Raw genomic sequence first — 26,993 nt, forward strand, 5'->3', positions numbered from 1 at the left:
CCTAGATAAGACATTCCAGATCATGATTTGCCGGATCCTTCGAATGCATGTGACTTTCGCCGCCACCGTTCCCGCCGACGTCGATGTGCTGGTGCTGCCGGTTGAGAAGGACGGCTTGGGGCGTGTGCGCTTCGCTGGACTGGACGATGCGGCGCGCGCGCTGATGACCGGCGGCGCGGCTGCGACACGGTTCGAGGGCGAGGCGGGAGCGATCGTCGAGTTCGTGGTATCCGCCGAATCGGGCGTGCGGCGCGTGGCATTGCTTGGCGTCGGAGCGGGCGCCGATCGCGACTGGGACAAGGCTGGCGGTGCACTGGTCGCGCGCTACCAGCTGGGCGGCACAGCGTCGGTCGCGGTTGACCTGTCGAGCCTCGACAGGCCGCCGACCGCGCAAGGAGTTGCTGGCTTTGCCGCGACGGCGGCGCAGCGCGACTGGCGGCACGATGTCTATCGCACGAAGCTGGCCGAGAAGCTGAAGCCGACACTCAAGACGCTGACCATCGTCGGGGCGCCGGGCGACACTGACAGCAGCTTCGCCGCGGTCGATGCCGTCACGCAGGGCATGGCGCTGACACGGACGCTCGTGGCCGAGCCCGCCAACATCCTCTACCCCGAAAGCTTCGTCGAGCGCGTCACCCAGGCTGTCGACGGACTGGATCTTGAGATCGAGGTGCTGGACGAGGCCGCGATGGGCGCGCTCGGCATGGGTGCGCTGCTCGGCGTCAGCCAGGGCTCGCGGCGCGAAGCACGGCTGCTGGCGTTGAAGTGGAACGGTGGTGGCGAGGGCGCGCCGACGGTCGCACTCGTCGGCAAGGGCGTGACCTTCGATACCGGCGGCATTTCGATCAAGCCGGCCGGCGGCATGGAGGACATGAAGTGGGACATGGGCGGCGCAGGTGCCGTCGCCGGTGCCATGAAGGCGCTCGCCACGCGCAAGGCCAAGGCGAACGTCATCGGCGTGATGGGCCTGGTCGAGAACATGCCCGACGGCAATGCGCAGCGCCCCGGTGACGTTGTGACGTCGATGTCCGGCCAGACGATCGAGGTCATCAACACCGACGCGGAAGGGCGTCTGGTCCTGTGCGACGCGATCACCTGGGTCCAGCAGACGCACAAGCCCGACACCATCGTCGACCTGGCGACGCTCACCGGCGCGATGATCGTCAGCCTCGGCAACGAATATGGCGGGTTGTTCGCGAATGACGAGGATCTGGCGGGGCAGTTGCTTGCCGCCAGCCTGGCATCGGGCGACAAGCTGTGGCGTTTCCCGCTGGCGGACGCATACGACAAGCTCATCGACAGCCCGATCGCCGACATGAAGAACGTCGGGCCGCGCGGCGCCGGCTCGATTACCGCCGCGCAGTTCCTCAAGCGTTATGTGGACGAGGGCGTGAAGTGGGCGCACCTCGATATCGCGGGCATGGTCTGGTCGGACAAGGACGGCCCCAACTATGCCAAGGGTGCGACCGGCTATGGCGTGCGGCTGCTCGACCGCTTCGTCCGGGACGCGTTCGAGCGGTGAGGGCGCCGCTCTGATGCAGGTCGACTTCTATCACCTCGTCGCCAGCCCACTGGAGCGGGTGTTGCCGCGGATCGCCGAGCGGGTGGTCGGCGGCGACGGGCGGCTGGTGATCGTGGCGGGGGACGAGCGCCAGCGCGCGGGGCTCGACCGCCTGCTGTGGACCTATACGCCCGACAGCTTCCTGCCCCATGCGCAGGCCGGCGGCGAGCGGGATGCCGACCAGCCGGTGCTGATCGCGGCCGAGGCGGTCGCGACCAACGGTGCGCGCAACGTGGCGCTCGTCGATGGCGTGTGGCGGGACGAGGCTCTGGGCTTCGACCGCGCCTTTCATTTCTTCGACGACGACACGGTCGGTGCCGCGCGGGCGGCATGGAAGGCGCTGGGCGGGCGCGAGGATGTCGAGCGGCGCTATTGGAAGCAGGACGACGCAGGCAAGTGGACGCAGGCGGCCTGACGGTTGCCAAGCGGGCGTGCCCGGACTAGGGCGGCGCCGCAATTCCCACACCTCATGAAGACAGGAGCCCGTGACCATCATGGCCGCGAACCGTACCTTTTCGATCATCAAGCCCGACGCCACCCGCCGCAACCTGACCGGTGCGGTCACCAAGATGCTGGAGGAAGCGGGCCTGCGCGTCGTCGCGTCGAAGCGCATCCAGATGACCAAGGAGCAGGCCGAGGGCTTCTACGGCGTGCACCGCGAGCGTCCGTTCTTCAACGACCTCGTCAGCTTCATGATCTCCGGCCCGGTCGTCGTGCAGGTGCTGGAAGGCGAGAACGCCGTGCAGCGCAACCGCGACATCATGGGCGCGACCAATCCCGAGAACGCCGAGCCCGGCACGATCCGCAAGGAACTCGCCGAATCGATCGAAGCGAATTCGGTCCATGGTTCGGATTCGGACGAGAACGCCGCGATCGAGATCGCGTATTTCTTCAAGCCGGAAGAAATCGTCGGCTAAGCCGATCCAGGCGGCCGGTTCACCCGGCCGCCTGTCCGTTACCCGTCAGTTGGTCCCGGTCGGACGCGCAACGGCGGCGACCGGGGTGACCACCGCGCCCGCCGGCAGCGAAACCGGCAGCGCCTCGGCGGTATAGGCCTTCAGCTCGCGCCCCTGCGGGATACGCGCGCTCTTGCCCGTCACGAACGGCGCGACCGGCCAGATCAGCGCGACCGAGGCGACCGTAGCGACGGTGTTGCCTTCGCCTTCCTGGCGATACTTGCCGGTGACCGGGATGCGACGACCATTCAGGTTGATCGAGCGCATCTCGACTTCCATCTTGCCCGACTTGCCGAACGCGCCCTTGCCGGTCTTCCACACGACTTCGCCGACCGCGGGCGTGCCCTTCGGGATGACGACATAGTCGCCCATCATCACGTCATAGGCGACCGACAGGTCGAACTTTGTGCCGACGTCGATCTTCGAGCCCTTGGTCGTCAGGTCGCTGTTCATCGACAGGATGACTTCGGTGTTGGCCGGCAGCGTGATTCCAGCGTCGGCCGGCCGGGCCGCGGCGAGCGGCGCGGTGTCGGCGGTCTGCGCCGACGCGCTACCGATCATGGCGCACGCGATCGCGGCGCCAGCGAAAAGACTTTTCATGATACCCCCTTTGGATGCCCCCCACGGGCATAACTCAAGTCTATGTGGCCGGCGCGGGCTTGGCTAGTCCCCCGTCAGACGCCCTTCCACAGGCTGTCGAGCCGCGTCTGATCGCCGCCCGCTGCGCGGCGGACCATACCGCGCAGGGTGAACGAGCGACCGCCGATAAGCCCGCCGGGTTCGGTGCGCCACAGCAGGTCGTAGATCGCGGTCTCGCTGCGGTCGCCGTCGTCGGCGGTACAGGTCGCGGTGACGAGGATCGGGATGCGACCGTCCCGCCGGTCCGCGCCGCCGTCGGTCAGCTTGCGCATCGGGCGGGCGATCCAGTCGGCATCGATGCGGTGGGTAGCGACGGTCGTCTGGGTGGCGACACCCAGCGCGGAGGGAAAGCGGATGTCGGTTGATGCGAGAGGGCAGTCGGCGGGACCGCGGAACTCCACGCCGCGCTTGTCGGTCGCGGCGGTGGTCAAAGGCACGCGGCGGCGCTCCGCGGACTTTTCCGCCCGGGTCGCGGCCTTGTCGGCAGCGGCGTCCTGGCGATCCTCATAGCCGCTCCAGAAGGTCAGGCCGGCGATGACGACGCCAGCGACCGCGACCGCTTCGCCGATCGAGATCCAGCGCCGGCGGATCGCCCGCGACTCCGCCTTTTCGGCCGGGGTTTCGTCGGCATCGGGGCTCATCTCTTCACGAACTCCGCGAGTATCCTGGGATACAGCGAATGCTCGACGGCGAGGACGCGTTCCGCGAGGCTGTCGGCGGTGTCGCCCGGCAGGATGGGCACCCGTGCCTGGCCCAGCACTTCGCCGGCGTCGAGCTCTTCGGTCACGACATGGACCGAACAGCCCGCTTCGGCATCGCCCGCTTCGATCGCGCGGGCGTGGGTATCGAGGCCCTTGTAGAGCGGCAGCAACGACGGGTGGATGTTGAGCATCCGGCCCGCCCATCGCGAAACAAAGTCGCCCGACAGGATCTGCATATGGCCGGCCAGCGCGATCACGTCGACGCCCTTGTCGCGCATCGCGGCATCGAACGCCGCTTCGCGCTGTGCTCGCGGGCCGGGGTGCGAGAAGGTCGCGATGCCCTGTTCCACCGCCCAGGCGAGCCCGGCCGCATCGGCCTTGTCGCTGGCGACCAGCACGACCTGATAGGCGTCTCCGGCCGCGCGGACGAGCGACTGCATGTTCGAGCCGCGGCCCGAGATGAGGATGCCGACGCGCTTAGGCATCGGCGGCGAAGTTCACGAAGTTCACGCTCAGAGCGCAATTTTCGCGATGCAAATTGGTGTCCTGGAGGCGTGCGCAAAAGACCATCGCTGGTGGCTGACAGAGATTTTCCAACATTACCAGCCCTCGGGCGGATGGGAGAACTATCGTCATCCTGGATCACGTCCGGGATGACGGATAAGGGATCAGTCGGTGTGTGTCGCCGACCAAGCCCCGCGCGCGCTCCACGTCTCGGTCGAGCCGGACACGGTGCAGCCCCGCTGGCCCGTACGGACGTCGCCGATCCGGACCACCGTCTCGCCTGCGGCGGTCAGGTTGGCAGTGACGGTATCGGCATCCGACGCAGCGACGATCACGGCCATGCCGATTCCGCAGTTGAACGTGCGGGCCATTTCCTCGGGCTCGATCGCACCCTGCGCCTGGAGGAAGGCCATCAGGCGCGGCTGCGGCCAGGCGTCGGCATCGACATGGGCGTGCAGCCCCTCCGGCAGGACGCGCGGGATATTCTCCAGCAGGCCGCCGCCGGTGATGTGGGCGAGGCCATGGATACGGCCGGCGCGCAGTTCGGGGAGCAGCGGCTTCACATAGATGCGGGTCGGCGCCATCAGCGCGTCGATCATGCGGATCTCGTGATCGAAGGTCGCGGGGCGATCGAGCTTCCAGCCTTTGTCGGCGGCGAGGCGGCGGACCAGGCTGAAGCCGTTGGAATGGACGCCGGACGACGCGAGGCCGAGGAGCACGTCCCCGTCAGCGACCCGGTCGCCGGTCAGCAATTCGTCGCGTTCGACCGCGCCGACGCAGAAGCCGGCAAGGTCATAGTCGCCATCAGCGTACATGCCGGGCATTTCCGCCGTCTCGCCGCCGATCAGCGCGCAACCGGCCTGGCGGCACCCCTCGGCGATGCCGGCGATCACCCGCTCGGCGACCGCGTTGTCGAGCTTTCCGCTGGCGTAGTAATCGAGGAAGAGCAGCGGTTCGGCGCCCTGGACGATCAGGTCGTTGGCGCACATCGCGACGAGATCGATGCCGACGCCGTCGTGTGCGTCATGCTCGATCGCCAACTTCAGCTTGGTTCCGACACCGTCGTTTGCGGCGACGAGCAGGGGGTCTTTGAACCCGGCGGCCTTGGGATCGAACACGCCGCCGAAGCCACCCAATGCCGCATCGGCGCCCGGACGGCGGGTCGATTTGGCGAGCGGCGCGATCGCGCGAACGAGGGCATTGCCCGCGGCGATCGAGACGCCGGCCTGTTCGTAGGTGTAGGATTGAGACATCGCGCGTTCCTGACCTGACCGTTCGTTTCGAGTAGCCGTCGAGCGAAGTCGAGACGGCGTATCGAGAAAGCTGTCTCGATACGGGCTCTCGACTTCACTCGATCCCACTCGACACGAACGGTTGGGGTGAGCTTTGCGCGTCCCCGTAACGACAACGCGCTTGGATTTCCACGCCCGCTTCGCCAAAAGGGCGGCAGATGGTCATCCGCCGCATCCCCCGCGCCCTGGAAATCGGACTGGCGGCAGCCTTGCTGGCCGGTGCCGGCTATGTATCCGCGCAGATCGAGGGTGAGGAGCGGGGCGCCGCGCCGATCGACAGCTCGGGCGATTTCGAGGTCGGCGGGGTCAGCGTCGACACCAGCGGCAAGACGGCCGAGGCGGCGCGGCTTGCCGGATGGCGGATCGCGCAGCGCAAGGCGTGGACGATGCTGTCGCAACGGCTGACCGGCGCGAGCGGCAGCCTGCCGGACGGGACGCTCGATTCGATCGTCACGGGGATCGTGGTCGAGAACGAACAGATCGGCCCCGGCCGCTATATCGCCCGGCTGGGCGTGCTGTTCGATCGCACGCGGGCCGGGCAGATATTGGGCGTGGCGACGACGTTCACGCGGTCGCCGCCGATGCTGGTCATCCCCATCATGTGGTCGGGCGGATCGGGGCAGGTATTCGAGCGGACGACGCCGTGGCAGCAGGCATGGGCGCGCTATCGCACCGGTAATAGCGTGATCGATTATGTCCGGCCGGTCGGCACGGGCTCCGATCCGCTGCTGCTCAATGTCGGCCAGACCGGGCGGCGGGGCCGCGGATGGTGGCGGACGGTGCTCGATCAATATGGTGCGAGCGACGTGGTGATGCCCGAGGCGCGGCTGTACCGGCAATATCCGGGTGGCCCGATCATTGGCGTGTTCACCGCGTTTCATGGACCCGACCGGCGCCCGATCGCGCGCTTCACGCTGCGTGCGCCGAACGCGGATGGGCTGAACGCGCTGCTCGATGCCGGCGTCGCGCGGTTGGACGAGGCGTATCAGTCGGCCTCGCGCGGCGGGGCCTTGATCCCCGACGCCATGCTCGCGCCGCCGCCGAAGCCGGAGGAGACGCCGATACCCGAAGCGACGCCGACCAGCGGCGATCCGATCGGCGACATCATCGCGACGACCGGTGGGCAGACGTACCAAGTCCAGTTCGAAACACCTTCGGTCGGCGCCGTCACCAACGGCGAGGCCGCGGTGCGGGGCATTCCCGGCGTATCGTCTGCCGCGACCGCCAGCCTGGCGCTGGGCGGCGTCTCGGTCATGCGGGTCGTCTATGCCGGCGACATCGCGGGCCTGCGCGCCGCGCTGGAAGCACGCGGGTGGACCGTGCAAGAGGGCGGGGGCACGCTGCGCATCCGCAGGGCCGCCGCGCCGGTCGCGGTCCCGTCGCCGGAAGGATGAGGCGGTCGCGTGATATCGGGTGACTGGAGCGAGCCGTTCCAATCCTGCCGTCATCCCCGGCGTGATCGGGGATCCAGCGTCGCTGGCGATGCGGCTGTTGGCCCTGGATCCCGGATCAAGTCCGGGATGACGTTTGTGCGCGTGGCGACGCAAGCCGTGCGGTCCTGATGCAGCAACTGGATTTGCCGCTGCCCAAACCCGTGAGCGTGCGGCCCGAGGAGTTTCTGGTCGGGCCGTCCAATGCGCAGGCGGTGCATGCGATCGAACATTGGGCGACGTGGCCGGTGATGACCGCGTTGCTGGTCGGGCCGCGCAAGTCCGGCCGCAGCCTGTTGGCGCGGGCGTTTCTGGCGACGTCGGGCGGGACCGTCATCGACGATGCGCACCGGTCGAGCGAGGCCGAGTTGTTCCACGCCTGGAACCGCGCGCAGGCCGAACATCGCCCGCAATTGCTGGTGGCCGATCATGCGCCCCCGGGGTGGACGATCCGCCTGCCGGACCTGAAGTCGCGGATCGCGGCGTCACCGCACTTGATGATCGACCATCCCGACGATGTGCTGGTCGGCGACCTGCTGCGCTATCTGTTCGAACGGCGCGATCTGGACGTGCGCGACGATGTGATCGGCTGGCTCGACCGTCGGTTGGAGCGAACTCATCTGGCGGTACTGCGCGCCGTCGAGCGGATCGAGGAAGAGGCCGATCGCCGCCGCGTCCGGCGCCTGTCGATCCCGATCGCCCGCGCGGCGCTGGGTGGCGGAGGCTTTATCATCGATCCGTCACAGGAGGATGGCAGGGACTGCGGATGACCGTGCAACCGAACCCCGACTCGGATCCCATCACCGAACCGCGCGCCGACGCCTCCAGCCGCTATTTCAACCGCGAGCTGTCGTGGCTCGCCTTCAACCGCCGCGTGCTGGAAGAGGCGTGCAACACCGCGCATCCTCTGCTCGAACGGCTACGGTTCCTGTCGATCTCGGGGTCCAACCTCGACGAATTCTTCATGACGCGGGTCGCGGGTCTGATCGGGCAGCAGATCCAGGGCATCGCCCAGCGTTCGCCGGACGGGCGCACCCCCAAGCAGCAGTTAGCCGCGATCGTCGAGGCGGGCGATGCGCTGGTCGATTCGCAGCAGGGCGTCTGGCGGGATTTGGTCACGGCGCTCGATGCGCAGGGGATCCGCATCGTCGATGGCGACCGGATGCCGCCCGACGTGGCAAGCTGGCTCGCGACCTATTTCCGCGAGCAACTGTTCCCGATCCTGACCCCGCAGGCGCTCGATCCCGCCCATCCATTTCCCTTCATCCCGAACGGCGGCCTGAGCGTCATCTTCGACCTGGTCCGCCTGTCGGACCGGGAGCCGATTCGCGAGCTGGTGCTGCTGCCCTCGGGCGTATCGCGGTTCGTACGGGTTCCGGGCGACGAGCCGCATTTCCTGACGATCGAAGAGGTCATCAAGCGCTTCTCACATCAGCTGTTCCCCGGGTACGAGGTCAAGGCGTCGGCGGCTTTCCGCATCCTGCGCGACAGCGACATCGAGCTGGAGGAAGAAGCGGAGGATCTGTTCCTCTACTTCCGCAGCGCGATCAAGCGGCGGCGGCGCGGGCGGGTGATCCGGCTGGAGATGGAAAACGGCATCGTGCCCGATCTGGAACAAGTGCTGAAGGAGGAACTGGGCGGCGCTCAGGCTCTGCTGACGGAAACCGGTGGGTTCCTGGGGATCGGCGACCTTGCGCAGCTGGTCGAGGTCGAGCGGCCGGACCTGCGCTTCCCGCCCTATTCCGCGCGCTTTCCGGAACGCATCCGCGAATTCGGCGGCGATTGCTTCGCGGCGATCCGGGCGAAGGACATCATCGTCCACCACCCCTATGAAAGCTTCGACGTCGTCCTCGAATTCCTGAAGCAGGCCGCCGCGGACCCGGACGTGGTGGCGATCAAGCAGACGCTCTATCGCGCCGGCAAGCAATCGGCGGTCATCAACGCGCTGATCGCGGCCGCCGAGGCGGGCAAGTCGGTGACGGCAGTCGTCGAGCTGAAGGCCCGGTTCGACGAGGAGCAGAATTTGCTTTGGGCCTCCGCACTGGAGCGCGCGGGCGTGCAGGTGGTGTACGGCTTCATCGACTGGAAGACGCACGCCAAGATTTCGATGGTCGTCCGGCGCGAAGGGGCGGGGTTCCGCAGCTACTGCCACTTCGGGACGGGGAATTACCATCCCGTCACCGCGCGCATTTACACCGATCTCAGCTTCTTCACCGCCGACCCGCGGCTGGGGCGGGATGCGGCGGCGGTGTTCAATTACGTCACCGGCTATGTCGAACCCGATTCGCTAGAGCTTCTGTCGATATCCCCGCGCGGGCTGCGGCGGCGGCTGATGCAGTTGATCGATGGCGAGATCGCCCATGCGCTCGCCGGTCGGCCGGCGGCGATCTGGGCGAAGATGAATTCGCTGGTCGATCCCGCGATCATCGAGAAGCTCTACGAGGCGTCGAACGCAGGCGTCGAGATCGACCTGATCGTCCGCGGCATCTGTTGCCTCCGGCCCGGCGTGCCGGAAATGTCGGCGCGCATCCGCGTCCGGTCGATCGTCGGGCGCTTCCTGGAGCATAGCCGTATCTGGGCATTCGCGGACGGCGAGGACCTGCCCAACGACGGAGCGAAGCTGTTCCTGTCGTCGGCCGACTGGATGCCGCGCAACTTCGACCGACGTGTCGAGTTCATGTTGCCGGTGCTGAACGAAACCGTCCACGACCAGGTGCTCGATCAGGTGATGGTGGCGAACCTTCTCGACAGCGAACAAAGCTGGGAATTGCAGCCCGACGGCTCCTACGTTCGCGTCGATCCGGGCGCGAAGCCGTTCAACCTGCACCGCTACTTCATGACCAACCCGTCGCTGTCGGGCCGCGGGGCCGCGTCGGGACGGCGGGGATCGGTGCCGACGCTCTCGCTCACCCGGCGCAGGCGTCCGATCGGATGAGCGGCGCGCGCCGAACGGCGATCATCGATATCGGATCGAACTCCATCCGTCTAGTCGTCTATCAGAGCGCGCGTCGGGTGCCGGCGCCGATCTTCAACGAAAAGGTGATGGCAGGGCTCGGCCGCTCGCTGTCGGAGACGGGGGCGATCGACGCGGAGGCGTTTGCATTGGCGCGGACGGGCCTGGCCCGGTTCGCCTGGCTGGCCCGCGAGATGGGGGTCGCCCACGTCCGCACCGTCGCGACGGCCGCGGTGCGTGACGCAAGCAACGGCGGCGACTTGATCGCGGTAGCCGAGGGACTTGGCCTGACGGTCGAAGTCTTGACCGGCGAGGAGGAAGCGACCGCATCCGGGCTGGGCGTGCTGTCGGCGATCCCCGACGCGGACGGCATCGTCGGCGATCTGGGTGGCGGCAGCCTGGAACTGGTTCGGATCGTGGCGGGGACGGTGACAGACCGCATATCCTTTCCGCTGGGCGTGCTGCGGCTGGCGGCGATTCGGGCGAAGGGCAAGTCCTCGCTCGATCGGCGGGTCGCGAAGCTGCTGGGCGACAGCGGCTGGGCGGGGCGGGGCAAGGGGCTGCCGCTCTATATGGTCGGCGGGTCGTGGCGGTCGCTCGCCAAGCTTGACATGGAATTGAACGGCTATCCGCTGCCCGTCATCCACGGCTACGCCATGAGCGCGGACGAGGTGGCGCGACTGGAGCGCTCGATGGGGCACATCGACAAGGCGCGGATGAAGACGCTGGCAGGAATCTCGTCGGCGCGAGCGCCGACCTTACAGGATGCGGCCGCGTTGCTCGCTATCCTGATGCGGCGGCTGGGCACGACGGCGGCGGTGGCATCGTCGCACGGATTGCGCGAAGGGCTGCTCTACCAGCAATTGCCGGCGAGTGTGCGGGCAGAGGATGCGCTGATCGTCGCGGCGCGCGAGGAAGCGCGGGTGGCTGGCCGCTTTCCCGAACATGGCGACACGCTCGACCGCTGGATCGCGCCGCTATTCGGCGGCGATAGCGCCGATCGCGCCCGCCTGCGCCACGCTGCCTGCCTGCTCGCCGATGTCGGTTGGCGGGCGAACCCGGAATTCCGGGCCGAGCGCGGGGTCGAGATCGCGCTGCACGGCAACTGGATAGCGATCGACGCGCGCGGACGGGCTCTGGTCGCGCAGGCGCTGCACAGCTCGCTGGGCGGAGAAGCTACGTCGCCCGATCCGCTTGGACGGCTGGCTCCCCACGACGAACTTGCGGTCGCGGTGCAATGGGGCTTGGCGATGCGGTTGGGGCAGCGGCTGTCGGGAGGCGTCGCCGCGCCGCTCGACCGGACACGGCTGACGCTGGATGAGCAGACGTTGACGCTGCATGTCGGCGCGCAAGATGCGGCCCTGTACGGTGATACGGTCGAGAAGCGCCACCGGGCGCTTGCGTCGTCGATGGGGCGGCAGGCACGGCTGGCAGTGGCGTAACCGCCCGCTCGGCGATCCAGGCCCCAAACTTCCGACGCTGACTTTACCCGCAATAGATTCGCGTCACCCGGTTGTTCTCGTCCAGCGAGACGTTCACGCGACGCGTGTTGACGTCCATCGTCACGACGTCGCCCGGCCGGATGGGCCGAACCTTGGTCGCGCGCGACTGGACCTTGATACGGTCGGCGATGGCATCGCTGTAGACCTGTCCGACATAGCCCTGCGCGCGGTCATCCCGGCAGGTGCCGGTGGTGTTCAGGTCGACGGTGCAGCCGGCGATCGGCGCGATGGCGAGCAGGATCATCCCGCGCTTCATGCGTCCTCGACCTCCGTCCGCGTCATCACCAGCTTGCCGTCGCGCACCGTAAAGCCCAGGCGACCCTCGACGAGGTCGAGCGCATCGCGGCCGAACTGCTCGAAACGCCACCCCTCGAGGATCGACAGATCGGAGCGCTGACCCGCTGCCAGGGCCTCCAGATCGTCGGAGCGGGACAGCAGGCGCGGGGCGACGTTGATGTCGCGGGCACGAATTTTGAGCAGCAGCTTCAGCAGGTCGGCGACCAACCCGCCCTCCTTGCCGAGCGCCGGGCCACGCTCGTCGCGGTTCGGCATCTCGGCGGCGGGCAGGGGGTGGGCATCGGCGATCGCCGCCATCAGCCGGCCGCCGATGTCGTTGCCGGCCCAGCTGGCGGACAGGCCGCGCACCTTCGACAGATCGGCCTGTTTGCGCGGCGGATTGCCGGCGAGGTCGGCGATCGTCTCGTCCTTGGCGATGCGGCCCCGCGGTAGGTTCTTGTTGCGCGCCTCCGTCTCGCGCCAGCGTGCGATCGCCTTCAGCCGGCCAAGCACCTCGGCCTTGCGGCTGTTGATGCGCACGCGCTGCCACGCGAGGTCGGGGTCCTGACGGTAATTCTCGGGATCGCCGAGCCGCTCCATTTCCTGGTCGAGCCAGTCGCCACGCCCGGTCTTGCGCAGGCGTTCGAGCATCTTCGGGAAGATTTTCGACAGATGCGTCACGTCCGCGATGGCGTAGCTGATCTGGCGCTCGTCGAGCGGCCGGCGGCTCCAGTCGGTAAAACGCGCACCCTTGTCGACCTGGATGCCCAGATAGCTGTCGACGAGGTTGGAATAGCCGATCTGTTCGCCCTGACCCAGCGCCATCGCCGCGACCTGCGTGTCGAACAGCGGATACGGCGTCTTGCCGGTCAGGTTGTAGACGATTTCCAGATCCTGCCCGCCGGCGTGGAAGACCTTCAGCACGTCCTCGTTTTCGGTCATCAGGTCGAGCAGCGGCTTCAAGTCGATGCCGGGGGCCATCGGGTCGATCGCCGCGGCTTCCTCGGTATTGGCGACCTGGATCAGGCACAGCTCGGGCCAGAAGGTATTCTCGCGCATGAACTCGGTATCGACCGTGATGAACGGCGATTGCGCGAGGCGGGTGCAGAGATTGGCGAGGGTGGCCGAGTCTTCGATCAACGGGTGAATGTGCATAGGCGGGCGGCCATAGCCCCGTGCGCGCGGCTTGACAAAGGGGCGCGTGGAGGGGAGGGCGCGCGCCGACCCTTTCAACCGTCATGCCGGGCTTGATCCGGCATCCAGAGCAACAGGCGACGTCGCCCGTGACCCTGGATTCCGGCTTCCGCCGGAATGACGACGGTATAGAGACGAACCATGCACGCCTATCGCACCCACACTTGCGCCGCGCTCCGCGCTTCCGACGTCGGCCAGGCGATCCGCCTATCGGGCTGGGTCCATCGCAAGCGCGATCACGGCGGCGTGCTGTTCGTCGACCTGCGCGACCATTACGGCATCACCCAGGTCGTCGCCGACGCCGACAGCCCGGCGCTGCCGATCCTGGAGGGGCTGCGGGTCGAATCGGTCATCACGATCGACGGTGAAGTGAAGGCGCGTTCGGCAGGAACGGTGAACGCCAATCTTCCGACCGGCGAGATCGAGGTCTTCGCCCGTAGCGTGACCGTTCAGTCGCCGGCGCAGGAACTACCGCTGCCGGTGGCGGGCGAGGCCGACTATCCCGAGGATATCCGCCTTCGCTACCGCTTCCTCGACCTGCGTCGCGAGAAGCTGCACGCCAACATCCTGCTGCGTTCGGGCGTCATCTCGTCGTTGCGCCGCCGGATGATCGACCAGGGCTTCACCGAGTTCCAGACCCCGATCCTGACCGCGTCGTCGCCGGAGGGGGCGCGTGACTATCTGGTGCCGAGCCGCGTCCATCCGGGCAAATTCTATGCGCTGCCGCAGGCGCCGCAGATGTTCAAGCAGCTGCTGATGGTCGCCGGTTTCGACCGCTACTTCCAGATCGCGCCCTGCTTCCGCGACGAGGACGCGCGCGCCGACCGCAGCCCCGGCGAATTCTATCAGCTCGATTTCGAGATGAGCTATGTCACGCAGGAGGACGTGTTCGCCGCGATCGAGCCGGTCCTGCACGGCGTGTTCGAGGAATTCGCCGACTGGCAGGGCAAGGGCCGCACCGTCAGCCCGCTGCCGTTCAAGCGCATTCCGTACCGCGAATCGATGCTGAAATATGGCAACGACAAGCCGGACCTGCGCAACCCGATCCTGATTTCCGACGTCAGCGAGCATTTCAAGGGTTCGGGCTTCGGCCTGTTCGACAAGCTCGTGTCGTCGGGCAACGTCGTCCGCGCGATCCCGGCGCCGGGCACGGCGGACAAGAGCCGCAAGTTCTTCGACGACATGAACGATTGGGCGCGTGGCGAGGGCCATGCGGGCCTCGGCTACATCACCCAGAAGAACGGCGAGCTGGGCGGGCCGATCGCCAAGAACCATGGCGAGGAAGCGACGCGCAAGCTGATTGCCGAACTGGGCCTGGGGCCGAACGACGGCATCTTCTTCGCCGCCGGCAAGGAGGGCGCGGCTGCCAAGCTGGCGGGCCTTGCGCGCACCCGGATCGCGGAACAGCTCGGGCTGATCGACGACAAGCGCTTCGAATTCTGCTGGATCGTCGACTTCCCGATGTTCGAATATGACGAGGACGCGAAGAAGGTCGACTTCAGCCACAACCCCTTCTCAATGCCGCAGGGCGAGATGGCGGCGCTGGAGGGCAAGGACCCGCTCGACATCCTGGCCTACCAGTATGACATCGTCTGCAACGGCGTGGAGCTGTCGTCCGGCGCGATCCGAAACCACCGGCCGGAGATCATGTACAAGGCGTTCGAGATCGCCGGCTATTCGCAGGCCGATGTCGACACGAACTTCGCCGGCATGATCAACGCGTTCAAATATGGCGCCCCGCCGCACGGCGGTTCGGCGCCGGGCGTCGACCGGATCGTCATGCTGCTGGCCGATGAGCCGAATATCCGCGAGGTCATCGTCTTCCCGATGACGCAGAAGGCGGAAGACCTGATGATGGGCGCGCCGAACTTCGCGACGCCCAAGCAGCTGAAGGAGTTGAACCTGAAGCTGGTCGAGCCGACGAAGCCGGGCGTCGCAGCAGGCGCGCAGCCGGTCGCGGCGGTCGTGAAGCCGGAATGATGGGGCGGGATGGGGTTTCGTGCCTCATCCCACGCTGTGCTCACGCAGCCTGTCGACCGTAAAGGTTGCTGACAGGCTGGAGGTGAGTGCCGGAATTCCGTCCGATCGAACCACCCCCGTCATCCCCTCGCAGGCGGGGATCCATCTCCTGTGCTCGCCAAGATGACAGGGCGGGAGATTGGTTCCCGCCTTCGCGGGAACGACGGGTTGGCAAATAGTGGGCCTTATACCCAGCGATCGGTCGAACCGGAGCCGGGACGCCGCCATGAGCGATGGCTTCCCCCTTGACCACTCAGGCGCCCGGCAAATTCGGTTCGAGCAGGCGGTGCAGGTGCACCAGCACATATTTCATCTCCGCGTCGTCAACCGTCTTCTGCGCTGCGCCACGCCACGCCTTTTCCGCACTGGCATAGTCGGGGAAGATACCGACGATATCGATCTGCGACAGGTCGGCGAAGTCGAGGGTGCGCGGATCGGTCACGCGACCGCCGAATACGAGATGCATTTTGCTCATGAGAACTCCCGGGAATGTCGCGGCTCAGATAGCCGTCCATCCCCGGGGGTCAAGGCGGTCACACCGCGTCGGCGGCGCGTTCGACCGTGTCCTCGGCCTTCGACTTGCCGGTGCGAGCCGCGGACAGGGCGCTGTCGAAGACCTTGCGCGCGCTTTCCTTGGCGGCGTCGCGACCGAGGACCGCGCCGCTCAGCTGTTCCTTCCCCGTTTCGCGCGCGGCGATCAGGGCGGCGGTAGCACCTTCGGCCAGGCGCTTGCCGACGGTGCCGAGCAGCTGCTTTTCCTTGTTGCTGCGTGGAACCAGCGCGCCGGCGATCAGACCGACGGTCAGGCCGCCGACGAGCACGCCGACCGGGTTGGACTCGAGGCCCTTCACGGCGGATTTGGCGCGATCGAACGCGGCTTCGCGCGCATCGGCCAGTTTGGCCCGCTTGGCCGGCTTGGTCTTTTCGGACTTGTTGGATTCGGCCATGTTCAATCCTTCAGATATTCAGGTTTCTGAACCAATATCGGGCGGCGTGGTTGCATCGTCTCGACCCATCAGCGACGTCGCCCAACCCAGGATAGGCTTGCGGGCAAGCGCGAGCCCGACCGCCCCGGCGACGGCCGCCGCGATGGCCGGGCGTTCGCGGACCGCCTGGATACCGGTCTGTGCGGCCATGCTCGCCCTGTCGGCAGCCCCGCCCATCGCATCGGCGGCCAGCGAGCGCGGGTTAAGCCGCTGCTTGGCGATGTCGAGCGAGGCGTCGAGCTTGGCGCGCGCCGCTAGAGCCTGCGCCCGCGCGGCAAGCACGGCGGGATCGTCGATCATGCGCCGCCTCCGAACGCGCGAGACAGACTCGAAGCCGCACGTGCGCCCAAGATGCCGGCGATCGCCAGAACGACGACGACCACGATCGCTGTCGCCAGAAGGGGGCCGGTTAGCGTCGAAAGCGCGATGATGAGCCCGACGAGGAGGGCCGTCAGCGCCGACCCAGCCAACAAAACGGCCGTGACGCCGAGGATCAACCCGGCTTTTGCTGCACGGAAGCGGGCAGCGGCGACCGCCTTTGCGACGTCGACCTGGGCAAGAGCATAGGCCTTGGCATCTTCGGCGACCTGACCGATCGCATCGCCGATACCCGTGCCAACCTCCGCCTCGTCCGGCAGTCCCGCCATGTCTAACCTTCCAAGTCGCGATTTACGCCTCGCGGTTCGCGTCGATGCCCGACTGGACGAGGCGGGCCAGCACGAAGCCGACCGCCGCTGCGGCACCGATCGCTACGCCGGGCGACTTGCGGACAAATTCACGGGCATCGTCGAGCAGATCGTCGATGTCCTTGTCCCGCAGCGTGTCGGCGAAGTTGACGACCGCACCGGACGCGGACCGGGCATAGCCGCCGAATTGCGGTCCTACCTTATCATCGATGGTCGCGGCGGCGTCCTCGATCGTCTTCGCCAGCTCGTCGAGCGCACCGGTCGCGCGCGATTTGCCGTCGTCGGCGAAGGCGCGCAGTCTGTCGCCTGCCTGGCCGGTCAGCTTGCCAGCCTCATCCTTCACCAGCTGCGTCGCGCCGCGAAGCTTGTCCGTAGTCGCGGTGCCCTGTTCCGCATTCGCATCGTCGAAACGTTGCTGCAGGGCGGGTTCGGGGGTGAATTCCACGTCCAGATTGCCGGGGGTTCCAGTGTCATTGGCCATGATACGACGCCTTCCTTCGGTTTGCCTCCACAACAAGGCGCGGGCGGGGCGGTTCCATCGGCGTTGCCGTTCCGACGGCGAACCGTTAGACGCGCCCCGCAAATGCCAACCCCTATGTAGGAAGGTCGTTACGTGACCGCAATCATCGACATCCACGGCCGCATGATCCTCGACAGCCGCGGCAACCCGACCGTCGAGGTCGACGTGCTGCTGGAAGACGGCAGCTTCGGCCGCGCGGCGGTGCCCTCGGGCGCCTCGACCGGTGCGCATGAGGCGGTCGAGCTGCGCGACGGCGAGAAGAGCCGCTGGCTGGGCAAGGGCGTCGACAAGGCGGTCGAAGCGGTCAATGGCGAGATTGCTGAGGCGGTGCTGGGGCTCGAAGCCGAGGACCAGGCCGATCTCGACACGCGGATGATCGAGCTGGACGGCACCGAGAACAAGGGGCGTCTGGGCGCCAACGCGATCCTGGGCGTCAGCCTAGCGGCGGCGAAGGCGGCGGCGGAGGCCCGCGGTCTGCCGCTCTATCGCTATGTCGGTGGCGTCGCGGCGCATCTGCTACCGGTGCCGATGATGAACATCATCAACGGCGGCGAGCATGCGGATAACCCGATCGATTTCCAAGAGTTCATGATCGTGCCGGTCGGCGCGCAGAATATCGTCGAGGCGGTGCGCTGTGGGTCGGAAATCTTCCACACGCTGAAGAAGGGACTGCACGACAAGGGGCTGGCGACCGGCGTGGGCGACGAGGGCGGCTTCGCGCCGAACCTGTCGTCGACCACCGACGCGCTCGACTTCATCATGGCCGCCATCGAGAAGGCGGGCTACACGCCGGGCGACGACGTGATGCTCGCGCTTGACTGCGCGGCGACCGAATATTTCCGCGACGGCGCGTACAAGATGGTGGGCGAGGGCAAGACGCTCACCCCGCACGAGAACGCCGAATTCCTCGCCGACCTGACCCGGCGCTACCCAATCTTCTCGATCGAGGACGGCATGGCCGAGGATGATTTCGAGGGATGGAAGGCGCTGACCGACCTGATCGGCGGCAAGGTGCAGCTGGTCGGTGACGATCTGTTCGTGACCAACCCGGCGCGCCTGGCCGACGGCATCGAGCGCGGCCTGGCCAACTCGCTGCTGGTGAAGGTCAACCAGATCGGCACGCTGACCGAGACGCTGGCGGCGGTGAATTTGGCGCAGCGCAGCCGCTACACCGCGGTCATGTCGCACCGTTCGGGTGAGACCGAGGACGCGACGATCGCCGATCTGGCGGTGGCGACCAACTGCGGGCAGATCAAGACGGGCTCGCTGGCGCGTTCGGACCGGTTGGCGAAGTACAACCAGCTGATCCGGATCGAGGAAGAGCTGGGCGACGCCGCGCGGTATGCAGGCCGGGATATTCTGGCGCGGAAGTAAGTCTCCTAAATCCTCCCCGCTGGCGGGGAGGGGGACCAGCCGCAGGCTGGGGGAGGGGGCTCTCCGCGAGCGACGACTTTGCGGCCCGCCCCCTCCACCACCGCTTCGCGGCGGTCCCCCTCCCCGTGCCGGGGAGGATTTTCTTGAACCAAGCTCCCCAATAAGCGATTACCGCCACATGGCCGCCGTTCGCACCCGTACTAAGACACCCGCTCTCGCTATCGTCCGCCGGGCCGGGCTGCCCGCCGCGGCGCTGATCCTGATGGGCTTCTTCGGCTATTACGCGGTACTCGGGCCGAACGGCATCCTGTCATATCGCGACTATTCGCGGCAGCTGGAGAAGCGCCGTGCAGACTATGAGAAGCTCGACAAGCAGCGGACCGAACTGAAGAATCGCGTCGCCTTGCTCGACCCCAAGCGGGCGAACCCCGATATGGTCGACGAAATGACGCGCAAGAATCTGAACGTCGTTCATCCCGACGAGGTCATCGTCCCGCTCAACTAGGGTCTGACCCCAATCAGGACGGGGATCGTGATCGACCGGAGGAAGACGCTGACAAGGAGCGCTGCGCAGCGTGTAGCGGCGCTACACGCAAGCAAGCGACGACGTCCAGCGTCTTCCTCCGGTCGACCGCGAAGCGGCGGGCCGATTTTGGCCCAAGACTACGGCACTCGTCGGTCACGATGCACCAGCATCGTTCCGCTCCTCGCTTCTTGTCCTGAACCAAAATCGGCTCCGTCACGACCCCGTCCTGATTGGGGTCAGACCCTTGCGTTTCCGTAAGGTCTTTTCGCGGCTTGCCACCGGTTGCAGACGCTGCGCTTTCCCGCCATAGCCGACTTCCTGACTCCGTTCGGAACGAGGTTTCTAAGCATCGTGGCAAAAGCCCCCGCACGCACCACCGACACCGCCGGCGCGCCGCCGATTTCCAATCGCGAGCGCCCCGCCGAGCCCAAGCCCTATGAGGCGTCCAAGGACGAGCTGCTCCAATTCTACAAGGAGATGTTGCTCATCCGCCGGTTCGAGGAAAAGGCGGGCCAGCTCTACGGCCTGGGCCTGATCGGCGGTTTCTGCCACCTGTACATCGGCCAGGAAGCGGTCGCGGTCGGCCTGCAGTCGGCGCTGGACGGCGACAAGGACTCGGTCATCACCGGATATCGCGACCACGGACACATGCTGGCCTATGGCATCGATCCCAAGGTCATCATGGCCGAGCTTACGGGGCGTGCCGCCGGCATCTCCAAGGGCAAGGGCGGGTCGATGCACATGTTCTCGACCGAGCATAAATTCTACGGCGGCCACGGCATCGTCGGCGCGCAGGTGTCGCTGGGCGCGGGCCTGGCGTTCAAGCACAAATATTCGGGCGATGGCGGCGTGACGCTGGCGTACTTCGGTGACGGCGCGGCCAACCAGGGCCAGGTCTACGAAGCCTTCAACATGGCCGAGCTGTGGAAGCTGCCGATCATCTTCGTGATCGAGAACAACCAGTACGCCATGGGCACGAGCGTCAACCGCGCGTCGTCGGAGGACCAGCTGTACCGCCGCGGCGAATCATTCCGTATCCCGGGCATCCAGGTCGACGGCATGGACGTACTCGCCTCGCGCGGCGCGGCCGAGACGGCGCTGGAATGGGTGCGCAGCGGCAAGGGGCCGATCATCCTCGAGATGAAGACCTATCGCTATCGCGGTCACTCGATGTCCGACCCGGCGAAGTATCGCAGCCGCGACGAGGTCCAGGCCGTCCGCGACAAGTCGGACCCGATCGATCACGTCAAGAAGCTGCTTGAAGGTCACGGCGTAACCGAGGCCGATCTGAAGGTCGTTGAGCAAGAGATCCGCAAGGTCGTGAACGAAGCGGCAGACTTCGCCGAGAATGCGCCCGAGCCGAACCCCGAAGAGCTGTACACTGAAGTGCTGGTGGAGTCGTACTGATGCCGATTGAGATCAAGATGCCGGCATTGTCGCCCACGATGGAAGAGGGCACGCTCGCCAAGTGGCTCGTCAAGGAAGGCGACACGGTCAAGTCCGGCGACATCATGGCCGAGATCGAGACCGACAAGGCGACGATGGAATTCGAAGCGGTCGACGAAGGCACCATCGGTAAGCTGATGGTCGCCGAGGGCACGGATAACGTGAAGGTCGGAACCGTCATCGCGACGCTGCTGGCCGAGGGCGAGGATGCGTCCGCCGCTGCCGCTCCGGCTGCTGCCAAGGATGACACGCCAGCGGCTGAGGCTCAGGCCGACGCGAAGACGGACGACAAGGTCGAGGACTCCGCACACCCGGCGCAGGAGAAGGTCGAAACCGGCGCGCGCCAGATGTTCGAAGCCGCCAGGCACGACGCCGAGGTCGCCGATCCGGAAGTCCCCGCGGGTACAGAAATGGTCAAGACCACGGTCCGCGAAGCCCTGCGCGACGCGATGGCCGAGGAAATGCGCGCCGACGAGCGCGTTTTCGTGATGGGCGAGGAAGTCGCGCAATATCAGGGTGCCTACAAGGTCACCCAGGGCCTGCTCGACGAGTTCGGCGAAAAGCGCGTCATCGATACGCCGATCACCGAATATGGCTTCGCCGGCATCGGCACGGGCGCGGCAATGTCGGGCCTGCGCCCGATCGTCGAGTTCATGACGTTCAACTTCGCGATGCAGGCGATCGACCACATCATCAATTCGGCTGCCAAGACCAACTATATGTCGGGCGGCCAGATGCGCTGCCCGATCGTGTTCCGTGGTCCGAACGGTGCGGCAAGCCGCGTCGGTGCGCAGCACTCGCAAAACTATGGCCCGTGGTACGCCAGCGTCCCCGGCCTGATCGTGATCGCGCCTTATGACGCGCAGGACGCCAAGGGCCTGCTGAAGGCCGCGATCCGCAGCGAAGATCCGGTCGTCTTCCTCGAGAACGAGCTGATGTACGGCCGTTCGTTCGATGTGCCGAAGCTCGACGATTTCGTCCTGCCGATCGGCAAGGCGCGCATCATGCGCGAGGGCAAGGACGTCACGATCGTCAGCTATTCGATCGGCGTCGGCGTTTCGCTGGAAGCTGCTGACAAGCTGGCCGAAGAGGGCATCGACGCCGAGGTGATCGATCTGCGGACGCTGCGTCCGCTCGACAAGAAGACCGTGCTCAAGTCTCTCGCCAAGACCAACCGTATCGTGGTTGCTGAAGAGGGTTGGCCGACGTGCTCGATCGCGTCGGAAATCGCGGCGTTCGTTATGGAAGAAGGCTTCGACGATCTCGACGCACCGGTGCTGCGCGTCGCGAACGAGGACGTGCCGCTGCCCTATGCGGCGAACCTCGAGAAGCTGGCACTGATCACCGCGGACAAGGTCGTCGCTGCGGTGAAGAAGGTGACCTACCGCTGATCGTAACGGCGTCGCCGCCGCCCCATCACTGGGTGATGTGGGCGGTGGCAACGGCCTGTTGGAACAGGCGATTCAGCGCGGCCGAGATATCGTCGTCGGTCGTGACCTTGTAGTAGAGCCCCGGCGACGCGCAGGTCTGCAACGCGGGCTCGATCTGCGGCAGATAGGGCACCACGTTACTCTGCGACCAATTGTCGCCGTCCATCGAGCTTTGCAGGAACTCGGTGTAAAGAATCGCGATCCGAAGTCCGCGGTTCTTGATCGTGTCACATAGGGACGTGTCGATCGCGACTTCGGGCCGTCCATTCGGCCGATACTCATCGCGCATGCCATCAGTCACGATGAAGACGATGCCCTGTGGCTTATCCTTGGCAGCGTTCGTGCCGTTACCCGGGGTTTGGATCTGGCTGTTGAGCTTCGTGAACGCATCGCTAGTCGCGGTATCAGTATCGTTGTTGCAGAACGACGACGTCGGGCAGCCGTTTGAATAATAGAGCGACGTTTGAGCGTTGTTGGCTGCCGTCGAGACAGTCGACAAGGTGGCCGTCATTGCGGCTAGCGATTTGAAGCTGTTATTCGCCCGGGTGTCGGCTGCTGCAAAGCTGTAAAGCGCGGCGCGATACTTCGCCTTGTTGTTGGCGGCGAGGGACGTGGCCTGCGTCATCATCGACTGCACGGCCTTGCGTGCCTCGTCGACTCGCAATGGGATATCGTAGGACGTTGCCACGCCGTAATAGTCGGTGACCTTGCCGCTCTTGTCTCTTGCCGTAGCGTCCGCCGTCGAGTGACAGGCGAAAGCGCAACCGTTGGTTTTGGATCGAAGCAACGTAATGCCTGCCGACGTCGAGGGAAAAGCCATCGAACCCGACGTGTCGAGCATGATGTAGAAATCGATGTTCGGTGCAACCGCCGCCTTGGTTTCCGTCGTGCCGCCGATCGGGATCGATGTCATTCCCAAGATGCCGCCGAAGGCGTTCGTCGATTGGGCGTTCCAAGTAATATTCGCCGTACGATTGTATGAAACCGACGACGACGCCTTGGTCGTCGAACAACTCGTCGAACTAGCGTTGTCGGTGACCACGATACTGAGCTGCGCCGTTTTCGTCGTGTCGATGACTAAGCCATCGAGGTCTGCCGTCTGGTTTTCGAACATGCGCCTAGCCGCCGCACACCCCTCGGAACTGGTCTTGCTCATCATGGGCGTAGTGACGGCCGCCAGGGCAGCGGCGTCGGCGATCGCGTTCATCTTCGTCTGAAGCCGCGCCGCTCGCACATAGTCGACCGCCATGCCGGTCGAGAAAGTGAGGGGAATGGTGGCGAATCCCATGATCATCAGCACGTTGCCACGGCGATCGCCGACGAACCGACGCAGCGTGGCGGGCAGGGTCGAAAGCTTCATGAGCATCTCTCGAAGGCGGGGTCTACGGATCATGGCTGGAGGGCGACCGACGCGGATGCGCGCGGGCTCATGATGATGGTTTCGGACAGCGGCAAAGTGCCGACGAAGGCGGCGCCGAACGCCGGCTTGTAGGTATAGGTCACGGTCGCGACGATCACGCTGGTGTTCGCCTGACGGATGGCGGTGGGAAGGTTGTAGACGCTTCCCTTGATCAGGCCGGTCGTGTTCTTGCCGCGGCTCCAGTCGACCGTCGGGTTCTTGTTTGCGTCCATCGTGACCTGCGTCACCACAAGCTTCGCGGCGGTCGTCGCATAGGGGGACATGACCTGGATCGACGAATCCAGGATCTCGGTGACGTCCTGTTCGTCGACCGAGGTATATTGCGACGTCAGGTCGGCGATGGTGCGCGTGGCACGGGTGACCTTGCGATAAGCGGCCACCGCGTCGCAAATCTGGTAGCTGCCGACGTACAGCAGCGCCATGAACGGCAGGACCATCGCAAACTCCACGAGCGCAAGGCCCTGGTTGGCAGTGGCGAGCCGGCGCAGGAAGGTGACCGCGCGCATCAGCTGATCTCTCCCTTGAACACCTGGGTCGAGACGATCAACCGCTTGTTGTTGCCGACAGTCGACAGGTCGAAGCCGAGCGGACCGGGGGCAACGTCCCATACGTACATCATGCGGACGATCGTGATCTGGCCTGGGTCGCCCGGTTCGAACGTCAGGTTGGTCGGGTTGCCGTTGCTGTCATAGGTGATCGTCGGAATTCTGGTGTCGATGCTGGAAAAGCGCGACGCGGAGCGGACGTCGATCAGCAGCTTGCTGCAGGTAAAGAACGGCGGGAGCCGCTTGCATGCGAGCGCCTTGTAATCCGACGCGGTCATATTCGCCTTTTGCGCGGCGCCGGTGACGAGGATACGGACGGACTTCTCGGCGACGGTGTCCAGCGTCTGCTGAACGAAGAAGGTCAGCGATGTCTGGAGGATCGCGATCATCAGCGCGAAGAAGGGAACGGATATCATCGCGAATTCGATGATCGTCCCGCCCCGCGCGTCGGCCGCCAGCCGGTACAGCAGCCCGCGCCGCGCGGAACGTGTCGGATGGCGGGTGGCGGACATGGTCTCGACGACTATCCGGGTGAGATTAATTATCGGTATAGCGGCCTGATGTCCGACGCCCTCAGCCTGACACTGCAACAGCTGCCGGAAGCGGTTCGCCCCGCTATCGAAGCGCTGTTCGCGCTCGATCGACGACTGGAGGAGTTGGCGCGCCGGACCAGGGATCCGCTGGTCGCGCAGATGCGCCTGACCTGGTGGGCGGAGGCCTTGACGGCGCTGGGCACGCGTCCGGCCCCGGCCGAGCCGTTGTTGCAGTCGCTGGCCGAGACGGTGGTGGTGCGCGGGATCGCCGGAGCGCGGTTAGCGGCGATGGTCGATGGGTGGGATATGCTGCTGGAGGATCGTCCGCTGGACGAGGCTGGACTGTCCCGCTTCGCAGCCGGGCGCGGGGGCGTGCTGTTTGACGCGGCGGCCGAACTGCTCGGCCATGCCTTTCCACCCGCGGCCCTCGCTGGCGAAGCTTGGGCGCTCGCCGATCTGGCACCATCAGTAGCGCCGCCTGAACGGGAGAGCGCGCAGCGGTTGACGGAGGAGCGTTGGCGCGAGGCAACGGCGACGCGATGGCCGACACGTTTGCGCCCCCTGGGGGGGCTCGCGTTGCTGGACATTCTGCCGCTGGGGGCTTGCGATGGGTCGAGCGGCGGGCTCGCGGCGGCATGGCGGATGCTGCGGTTCAGGTTGACGGGACGCTGATCGACGTTAGCTTTTCGTCACAACAACGCGTTGAGCGGGGACGACGGGCATGTTGCGATATCTGGCGGGCGTAGTGTCGGCGTTGCTGCTGGTCGGGGCGGGGGTATTCCTGTTCCGATCGAGCGCGTCGACCGAGGCGCCGTTACCGACGCCGCGCGCTATCGGCGCGGCGCAACAGGGTGACGGGGTCGCCGCGGATGACGATGCGCCCCTGCCGGAGGCGTCGCGACAGACGCGCGAGCAACGGCGGTTCAACCGCTACGACAAGGATCGCGACGCGAAGATTACGCGCGATGAATATCTCGCCAGCCGACGCAAGGCCTATGCGAAGCTCGACACCAACGGCGACGGGCGGTTGTCGTTCGAGGAATGGGCGGCGAAGACGACCGGCAAGTTTGCAGAGGCCGACGGCGACAAGTCCGGAACGCTCGATGCCAAGGAATTCGCGACGACCGCGGTCAAGCGGTCGCCGGCACCGCGTCGCTGCCCGCCGCAGCAGCCGGCGAACGAGGCGGATTGAGCCAGTCCTTCAGCGCGGCGCGGGCGCGGTCGGTATACATGCGCTTGCGATCCGCCTTCTTCGTGCGGCCCTCGATCGGCGGAAACAGGCCGAAATTGACGTTCATCGGCTGATAGGTTTCCGCCACCGCAGCGCCCGTGATGTGATGGAGCAGGGCACCCAGCGCTGTCTCGACCGGGGGCGGCGCCAGCGTAGTGCCGAGGACTTCGGCCGCGGCGAACCGGCCGGCGAGCAGGCCGACCGCGGCACTTTCGACATAGCCTTCGCAGCCGGTGATCTGCCCGGCAAAGCGGATGTTGGGCTGCGACTTCAGCCGAAGCTCGGGATCGAGCAGTTCGGGCGAGCGCAGGAAGGTGTTGCGATGTAGGCCGCCCAGCCGCGCGAATTCGGCATTCTGCAAACCCGGGATCGTGCGGAAGATGCGGACCTGCTCGCCGTGCTTCAGCTTCGTCTGGAAGCCGACGATGTTCCACAACGTCCCAAGCGCATTGTCTTGGCGCAGCTGCACGACGGCATAGGGCCAGCGGCCGGTCTTCGGATCGTCGAGCCCGACACCCTTCATCGGGCCGAAGCGCAGCGTCTCGATTCCGCGTTCCGCCATCACTTCGATCGGCATGCAGCCTTCGAAATAGGGGACGTCTTCCCAGCCTTTGTACTCGGTCTTCTCGGCGGCCATCAGTTCGGCGTGGAAGGTGTAATATTCGTCTTTCGACATCGGGCAGTTGATGTAGTCGCTGCCTTCGCCCTTGTTCCAGCGGGACTGGAACCAGGCGATGTCCATGTCGATCGAGTCGCGGTGCACGATGGGGGCGATCGCGTCGAAGAAGGCCAGCGCGTCCTTGCCGGTCGCAGCGGCTATGGCGTCGGCGAGCAACGGGTCGGTCAACGGGCCGGTCGCGACGATCGTCGGGCCGCTTACCGGCAGCGCCTCGATCCGTTCCCGAACGATCGTGATGTTCGGATGCGCCTCCAGCGCGGCGGTGACGCCGGCCGAAAAGGCGTCGCGGTCCATCGCCAGCGCCGATCCGGCGGGCACGCGGGTGGCGTCGCCTTGGGCCAAGATCAGCGATCCGAGCGTGCGCATTTCCTGATGCAGCAGGCCGACCGCATTGCTTTCCGCATCGTCGGACCGGAAGCTGTTCGAGCAGACGAGTTCGGCGAGGCCATCGGTATGATGTGCCGGAGTGGAGACGCCCGAACCGCGCATTTCCGAAAGCTTCACGCGGACGCCCGCTTCGGCCAACTGCCAGGCGGCCTCCGACCCGGCGAGGCCGCCGCCGATGATGTGAACCTGATGATCGTGCATGC

General features: G+C 66.2%; 29 protein-coding genes. 14 read left to right on the forward strand and 15 right to left on the reverse strand.

Features of this window, described 5'->3' with window-relative positions:
• Positions 1–43 precede the first annotated feature (43 nt).
• The 3 genes from ACFSC3_RS06365 to ndk all read left to right on the forward strand — a co-directional run bounded on the left by ACFSC3_RS06365 (position 44) and on the right by ndk (position 2,478).
• A complete protein-coding gene (locus tag ACFSC3_RS06365; protein ID WP_380939547.1) occupies positions 44–1,522 on the forward strand; it encodes a leucyl aminopeptidase in 1,479 nt (492 codons plus the stop codon).
• 13 nt (positions 1,523–1,535) lie between these two features.
• Complete coding sequence (locus tag ACFSC3_RS06370) at positions 1,536–1,976, forward strand: DNA polymerase III subunit chi (RefSeq protein WP_380939548.1); 441 nt, start codon at positions 1,536–1,538, stop codon at positions 1,974–1,976.
• Positions 1,977–2,055: 79 nt separating this feature from the next.
• On the forward strand, positions 2,056–2,478 hold the full coding sequence (gene ndk, locus ACFSC3_RS06375; protein ID WP_380939682.1) for a nucleoside-diphosphate kinase: 423 nt from the start codon (positions 2,056–2,058) through the stop codon (positions 2,476–2,478).
• A 45-nt stretch (positions 2,479–2,523) separates the two neighbouring features.
• On the opposite strand, the gene ACFSC3_RS06380 is transcribed toward ndk, so the two are convergent.
• The 4 genes from ACFSC3_RS06380 to purM form a co-directional block, all read right to left on the reverse strand.
• On the reverse strand, positions 2,524–3,117 hold the full coding sequence (locus ACFSC3_RS06380) for a hypothetical protein (protein ID WP_380939549.1): 594 nt from the start codon (positions 3,115–3,117) through the stop codon (positions 2,524–2,526).
• Between the two features lie 74 nt (positions 3,118–3,191).
• Complete coding sequence (locus tag ACFSC3_RS06385; RefSeq protein WP_380939550.1) at positions 3,192–3,797, reverse strand: hypothetical protein; 606 nt, start codon at positions 3,795–3,797, stop codon at positions 3,192–3,194.
• Positions 3,794–4,342: a phosphoribosylglycinamide formyltransferase gene (gene purN, locus ACFSC3_RS06390; RefSeq protein ID WP_380939551.1), complete on the reverse strand. Its 549-nt coding sequence runs from the start codon at positions 4,340–4,342 to the stop codon at positions 3,794–3,796. Before purN ends, ACFSC3_RS06385 begins: the two co-directional genes overlap by 4 nt.
• Before the next feature lie 183 nt (positions 4,343–4,525).
• Positions 4,526–5,614, reverse strand: coding sequence for a phosphoribosylformylglycinamidine cyclo-ligase (purM, locus tag ACFSC3_RS06395; RefSeq protein WP_380939552.1), 1,089 nt, complete (start codon positions 5,612–5,614; stop codon positions 4,526–4,528).
• A 197-nt stretch (positions 5,615–5,811) separates the two neighbouring features.
• Between purM and ACFSC3_RS06400 the strand changes: the two genes are divergently transcribed.
• From ACFSC3_RS06400 to ACFSC3_RS06415, 4 genes are all read left to right on the forward strand, one after another.
• Positions 5,812–7,047 carry a heavy-metal-associated domain-containing protein gene (locus ACFSC3_RS06400; RefSeq protein WP_380939553.1) on the forward strand — a complete coding sequence of 412 codons (1,236 nt, stop codon included), beginning with the start codon at positions 5,812–5,814 and terminating at the stop codon, positions 7,045–7,047.
• Between the two features lie 167 nt (positions 7,048–7,214).
• Positions 7,215–7,853, forward strand: coding sequence for a P-loop NTPase family protein (locus tag ACFSC3_RS06405; RefSeq protein ID WP_380939554.1), 639 nt, complete (start codon positions 7,215–7,217; stop codon positions 7,851–7,853).
• Positions 7,850–10,018 carry an RNA degradosome polyphosphate kinase gene (locus tag ACFSC3_RS06410; protein WP_380939555.1) on the forward strand — a complete coding sequence of 723 codons (2,169 nt, stop codon included), beginning with the start codon at positions 7,850–7,852 and terminating at the stop codon, positions 10,016–10,018. Before ACFSC3_RS06405 ends, ACFSC3_RS06410 begins: the two co-directional genes overlap by 4 nt.
• Positions 10,015–11,478, forward strand: a complete 1,464-nt coding sequence (locus ACFSC3_RS06415; RefSeq protein WP_380939556.1) for a Ppx/GppA phosphatase family protein — start codon at positions 10,015–10,017, stop codon at positions 11,476–11,478. Before ACFSC3_RS06410 ends, ACFSC3_RS06415 begins: the two co-directional genes overlap by 4 nt.
• Positions 11,479–11,521: 43 nt before the next feature.
• Here the strand turns inward: ACFSC3_RS06415 and ACFSC3_RS06420 are convergent, their stop codons facing one another.
• Positions 11,522–11,794: an I78 family peptidase inhibitor gene (locus ACFSC3_RS06420; protein WP_380939557.1), complete on the reverse strand. Its 273-nt coding sequence runs from the start codon at positions 11,792–11,794 to the stop codon at positions 11,522–11,524.
• A complete protein-coding gene (rnd, locus tag ACFSC3_RS06425; RefSeq protein ID WP_380939558.1) occupies positions 11,791–12,969 on the reverse strand; it encodes a ribonuclease D in 1,179 nt (392 codons plus the stop codon). Before rnd ends, ACFSC3_RS06420 begins: the two co-directional genes overlap by 4 nt.
• A gap of 180 nt (positions 12,970–13,149) precedes the next feature.
• Here rnd and aspS point away from each other — a divergent pair, with 180 nt between their 5' ends.
• Entirely contained in the window at positions 13,150–14,988 is a 1,839-nt protein-coding gene (gene aspS, locus ACFSC3_RS06430; RefSeq protein ID WP_380939559.1) for an aspartate--tRNA ligase, read from the forward strand.
• Positions 14,989–15,280: 292 nt separating this feature from the next.
• Here aspS and ACFSC3_RS06435 read toward each other — a convergent pair whose 3' ends face one another.
• Genes ACFSC3_RS06435 through ACFSC3_RS06455 form a run of 5 tightly spaced genes read right to left on the reverse strand, consistent with a single transcriptional unit; the run spans position 15,281 to position 17,180 of the window.
• The gene (locus tag ACFSC3_RS06435; protein WP_380939560.1) at positions 15,281–15,502 is read right to left on the reverse strand and encodes a DUF4170 domain-containing protein; all 222 of its coding nucleotides are present in this window, start codon (positions 15,500–15,502) and stop codon (positions 15,281–15,283) included.
• Positions 15,503–15,560: 58 nt separating this feature from the next.
• On the reverse strand, positions 15,561–15,974 hold the full coding sequence (locus ACFSC3_RS06440; RefSeq protein ID WP_380939561.1) for a hypothetical protein: 414 nt from the start codon (positions 15,972–15,974) through the stop codon (positions 15,561–15,563).
• An 18-nt stretch (positions 15,975–15,992) separates the two neighbouring features.
• Positions 15,993–16,313 (reverse strand): hypothetical protein, encoded by a 321-nt coding sequence (locus ACFSC3_RS06445; protein ID WP_380939562.1) that lies wholly within the window; start codon positions 16,311–16,313, stop codon positions 15,993–15,995.
• Complete coding sequence (locus ACFSC3_RS06450) at positions 16,310–16,660, reverse strand: phage holin family protein (RefSeq protein ID WP_380939563.1); 351 nt, start codon at positions 16,658–16,660, stop codon at positions 16,310–16,312. The genes ACFSC3_RS06445 and ACFSC3_RS06450 overlap by 4 nt, the downstream gene beginning before the upstream one ends.
• Before the next feature lie 22 nt (positions 16,661–16,682).
• On the reverse strand, positions 16,683–17,180 hold the full coding sequence (locus ACFSC3_RS06455; protein WP_380939564.1) for a hypothetical protein: 498 nt from the start codon (positions 17,178–17,180) through the stop codon (positions 16,683–16,685).
• Positions 17,181–17,312: 132 nt separating this feature from the next.
• Between ACFSC3_RS06455 and eno the strand changes: the two genes are divergently transcribed.
• From eno to ACFSC3_RS06475, 4 genes are all read left to right on the forward strand, one after another.
• Positions 17,313–18,593 carry a phosphopyruvate hydratase gene (eno, locus tag ACFSC3_RS06460; protein ID WP_380939565.1) on the forward strand — a complete coding sequence of 427 codons (1,281 nt, stop codon included), beginning with the start codon at positions 17,313–17,315 and terminating at the stop codon, positions 18,591–18,593.
• Positions 18,594–18,771: 178 nt separating this feature from the next.
• Positions 18,772–19,098 carry an FtsB family cell division protein gene (locus ACFSC3_RS06465; protein ID WP_380939566.1) on the forward strand — a complete coding sequence of 109 codons (327 nt, stop codon included), beginning with the start codon at positions 18,772–18,774 and terminating at the stop codon, positions 19,096–19,098.
• Positions 19,099–19,470: 372 nt separating this feature from the next.
• Positions 19,471–20,526: a pyruvate dehydrogenase (acetyl-transferring) E1 component subunit alpha gene (gene pdhA, locus ACFSC3_RS06470; protein WP_380939567.1), complete on the forward strand. Its 1,056-nt coding sequence runs from the start codon at positions 19,471–19,473 to the stop codon at positions 20,524–20,526.
• Complete coding sequence (locus ACFSC3_RS06475) at positions 20,526–21,956, forward strand: pyruvate dehydrogenase complex E1 component subunit beta (RefSeq protein ID WP_380939568.1); 1,431 nt, start codon at positions 20,526–20,528, stop codon at positions 21,954–21,956. Before pdhA ends, ACFSC3_RS06475 begins: the two co-directional genes overlap by 1 nt.
• 25 nt (positions 21,957–21,981) lie before the next feature.
• Here the strand turns inward: ACFSC3_RS06475 and ACFSC3_RS06480 are convergent, their stop codons facing one another.
• Genes ACFSC3_RS06480 through ACFSC3_RS06490 form a run of 3 tightly spaced genes read right to left on the reverse strand, consistent with a single transcriptional unit; the run spans position 21,982 to position 24,472 of the window.
• The gene (locus ACFSC3_RS06480) at positions 21,982–23,355 is read right to left on the reverse strand and encodes a TadE/TadG family type IV pilus assembly protein (RefSeq protein WP_380939569.1); all 1,374 of its coding nucleotides are present in this window, start codon (positions 23,353–23,355) and stop codon (positions 21,982–21,984) included.
• A gap of 29 nt (positions 23,356–23,384) precedes the next feature.
• A complete protein-coding gene (locus ACFSC3_RS06485; RefSeq protein WP_380939570.1) occupies positions 23,385–23,921 on the reverse strand; it encodes a TadE/TadG family type IV pilus assembly protein in 537 nt (178 codons plus the stop codon).
• Positions 23,921–24,472: a TadE/TadG family type IV pilus assembly protein gene (locus ACFSC3_RS06490; RefSeq protein ID WP_380939571.1), complete on the reverse strand. Its 552-nt coding sequence runs from the start codon at positions 24,470–24,472 to the stop codon at positions 23,921–23,923. Before ACFSC3_RS06490 ends, ACFSC3_RS06485 begins: the two co-directional genes overlap by 1 nt.
• Before the next feature lie 48 nt (positions 24,473–24,520).
• Here ACFSC3_RS06490 and ACFSC3_RS06495 point away from each other — a divergent pair, with 48 nt between their 5' ends.
• Together ACFSC3_RS06495 and ACFSC3_RS06500 are read left to right on the forward strand one after the other, a co-directional pair.
• Positions 24,521–25,165, forward strand: a complete 645-nt coding sequence (locus tag ACFSC3_RS06495) for a squalene/phytoene synthase family protein (RefSeq protein WP_380939572.1) — start codon at positions 24,521–24,523, stop codon at positions 25,163–25,165.
• A 49-nt stretch (positions 25,166–25,214) separates the two neighbouring features.
• Positions 25,215–25,685, forward strand: a complete 471-nt coding sequence (locus ACFSC3_RS06500; RefSeq protein WP_380939573.1) for an EF-hand domain-containing protein — start codon at positions 25,215–25,217, stop codon at positions 25,683–25,685.
• On the opposite strand, the gene trmFO is transcribed toward ACFSC3_RS06500, so the two are convergent.
• The gene (gene trmFO, locus ACFSC3_RS06505; protein ID WP_380939683.1) at positions 25,624–26,991 is read right to left on the reverse strand and encodes a methylenetetrahydrofolate--tRNA-(uracil(54)-C(5))-methyltransferase (FADH(2)-oxidizing) TrmFO; all 1,368 of its coding nucleotides are present in this window, start codon (positions 26,989–26,991) and stop codon (positions 25,624–25,626) included. The genes ACFSC3_RS06500 and trmFO overlap by 62 nt on opposite strands.
• Positions 26,992–26,993: the final 2 nt, after the last annotated feature.

The organism is Sphingomonas floccifaciens (assembly GCF_042681125.1).
In the GTDB taxonomy this organism is placed as follows: domain Bacteria; phylum Pseudomonadota; class Alphaproteobacteria; order Sphingomonadales; family Sphingomonadaceae; genus Sphingomonas; species Sphingomonas floccifaciens.

Coding starts and splice junctions, on each gene's coding strand:
- ACFSC3_RS06475 (WP_380939568.1), top strand. CDS start 20,526: ATGCCGATTGAGATCAAGATGCCGGCATTGTCGCCCACGATGGAAGAG.
- ACFSC3_RS06495 (WP_380939572.1), top strand. CDS start 24,521: ATGTCCGACGCCCTCAGCCTGACACTGCAACAGCTGCCGGAAGCGGTT.
- ACFSC3_RS06435 (WP_380939560.1), bottom strand. CDS start 15,502: ATGAGCAAAATGCATCTCGTATTCGGCGGTCGCGTGACCGATCCGCGC.
- ACFSC3_RS06370 (WP_380939548.1), top strand. CDS start 1,536: ATGCAGGTCGACTTCTATCACCTCGTCGCCAGCCCACTGGAGCGGGTG.
- purM (WP_380939552.1), bottom strand. CDS start 5,614: ATGTCTCAATCCTACACCTACGAACAGGCCGGCGTCTCGATCGCCGCG.
- rnd (WP_380939558.1), bottom strand. CDS start 12,969: ATGCACATTCACCCGTTGATCGAAGACTCGGCCACCCTCGCCAATCTC.
- ACFSC3_RS06380 (WP_380939549.1), bottom strand. CDS start 3,117: ATGAAAAGTCTTTTCGCTGGCGCCGCGATCGCGTGCGCCATGATCGGT.
- ACFSC3_RS06385 (WP_380939550.1), bottom strand. CDS start 3,797: ATGAGCCCCGATGCCGACGAAACCCCGGCCGAAAAGGCGGAGTCGCGG.
- trmFO (WP_380939683.1), bottom strand. CDS start 26,991: ATGCACGATCATCAGGTTCACATCATCGGCGGCGGCCTCGCCGGGTCG.
- ACFSC3_RS06415 (WP_380939556.1), top strand. CDS start 10,015: ATGAGCGGCGCGCGCCGAACGGCGATCATCGATATCGGATCGAACTCC.
- purN (WP_380939551.1), bottom strand. CDS start 4,342: ATGCCTAAGCGCGTCGGCATCCTCATCTCGGGCCGCGGCTCGAACATG.
- ACFSC3_RS06485 (WP_380939570.1), bottom strand. CDS start 23,921: ATGCGCGCGGTCACCTTCCTGCGCCGGCTCGCCACTGCCAACCAGGGC.
- ACFSC3_RS06405 (WP_380939554.1), top strand. CDS start 7,215: ATGCAGCAACTGGATTTGCCGCTGCCCAAACCCGTGAGCGTGCGGCCC.
- aspS (WP_380939559.1), top strand. CDS start 13,150: ATGCACGCCTATCGCACCCACACTTGCGCCGCGCTCCGCGCTTCCGAC.
- ACFSC3_RS06480 (WP_380939569.1), bottom strand. CDS start 23,355: ATGAAGCTTTCGACCCTGCCCGCCACGCTGCGTCGGTTCGTCGGCGAT.
- ndk (WP_380939682.1), top strand. CDS start 2,056: ATGGCCGCGAACCGTACCTTTTCGATCATCAAGCCCGACGCCACCCGC.
- ACFSC3_RS06420 (WP_380939557.1), bottom strand. CDS start 11,794: ATGAAGCGCGGGATGATCCTGCTCGCCATCGCGCCGATCGCCGGCTGC.
- ACFSC3_RS06450 (WP_380939563.1), bottom strand. CDS start 16,660: ATGGCGGGACTGCCGGACGAGGCGGAGGTTGGCACGGGTATCGGCGAT.
- ACFSC3_RS06500 (WP_380939573.1), top strand. CDS start 25,215: ATGTTGCGATATCTGGCGGGCGTAGTGTCGGCGTTGCTGCTGGTCGGG.
- ACFSC3_RS06445 (WP_380939562.1), bottom strand. CDS start 16,313: ATGATCGACGATCCCGCCGTGCTTGCCGCGCGGGCGCAGGCTCTAGCG.
- ACFSC3_RS06465 (WP_380939566.1), top strand. CDS start 18,772: ATGGCCGCCGTTCGCACCCGTACTAAGACACCCGCTCTCGCTATCGTC.
- ACFSC3_RS06400 (WP_380939553.1), top strand. CDS start 5,812: ATGGTCATCCGCCGCATCCCCCGCGCCCTGGAAATCGGACTGGCGGCA.
- ACFSC3_RS06490 (WP_380939571.1), bottom strand. CDS start 24,472: ATGTCCGCCACCCGCCATCCGACACGTTCCGCGCGGCGCGGGCTGCTG.
- ACFSC3_RS06365 (WP_380939547.1), top strand. CDS start 44: ATGCATGTGACTTTCGCCGCCACCGTTCCCGCCGACGTCGATGTGCTG.
- ACFSC3_RS06440 (WP_380939561.1), bottom strand. CDS start 15,974: ATGGCCGAATCCAACAAGTCCGAAAAGACCAAGCCGGCCAAGCGGGCC.
- ACFSC3_RS06455 (WP_380939564.1), bottom strand. CDS start 17,180: ATGGCCAATGACACTGGAACCCCCGGCAATCTGGACGTGGAATTCACC.
- ACFSC3_RS06410 (WP_380939555.1), top strand. CDS start 7,850: ATGACCGTGCAACCGAACCCCGACTCGGATCCCATCACCGAACCGCGC.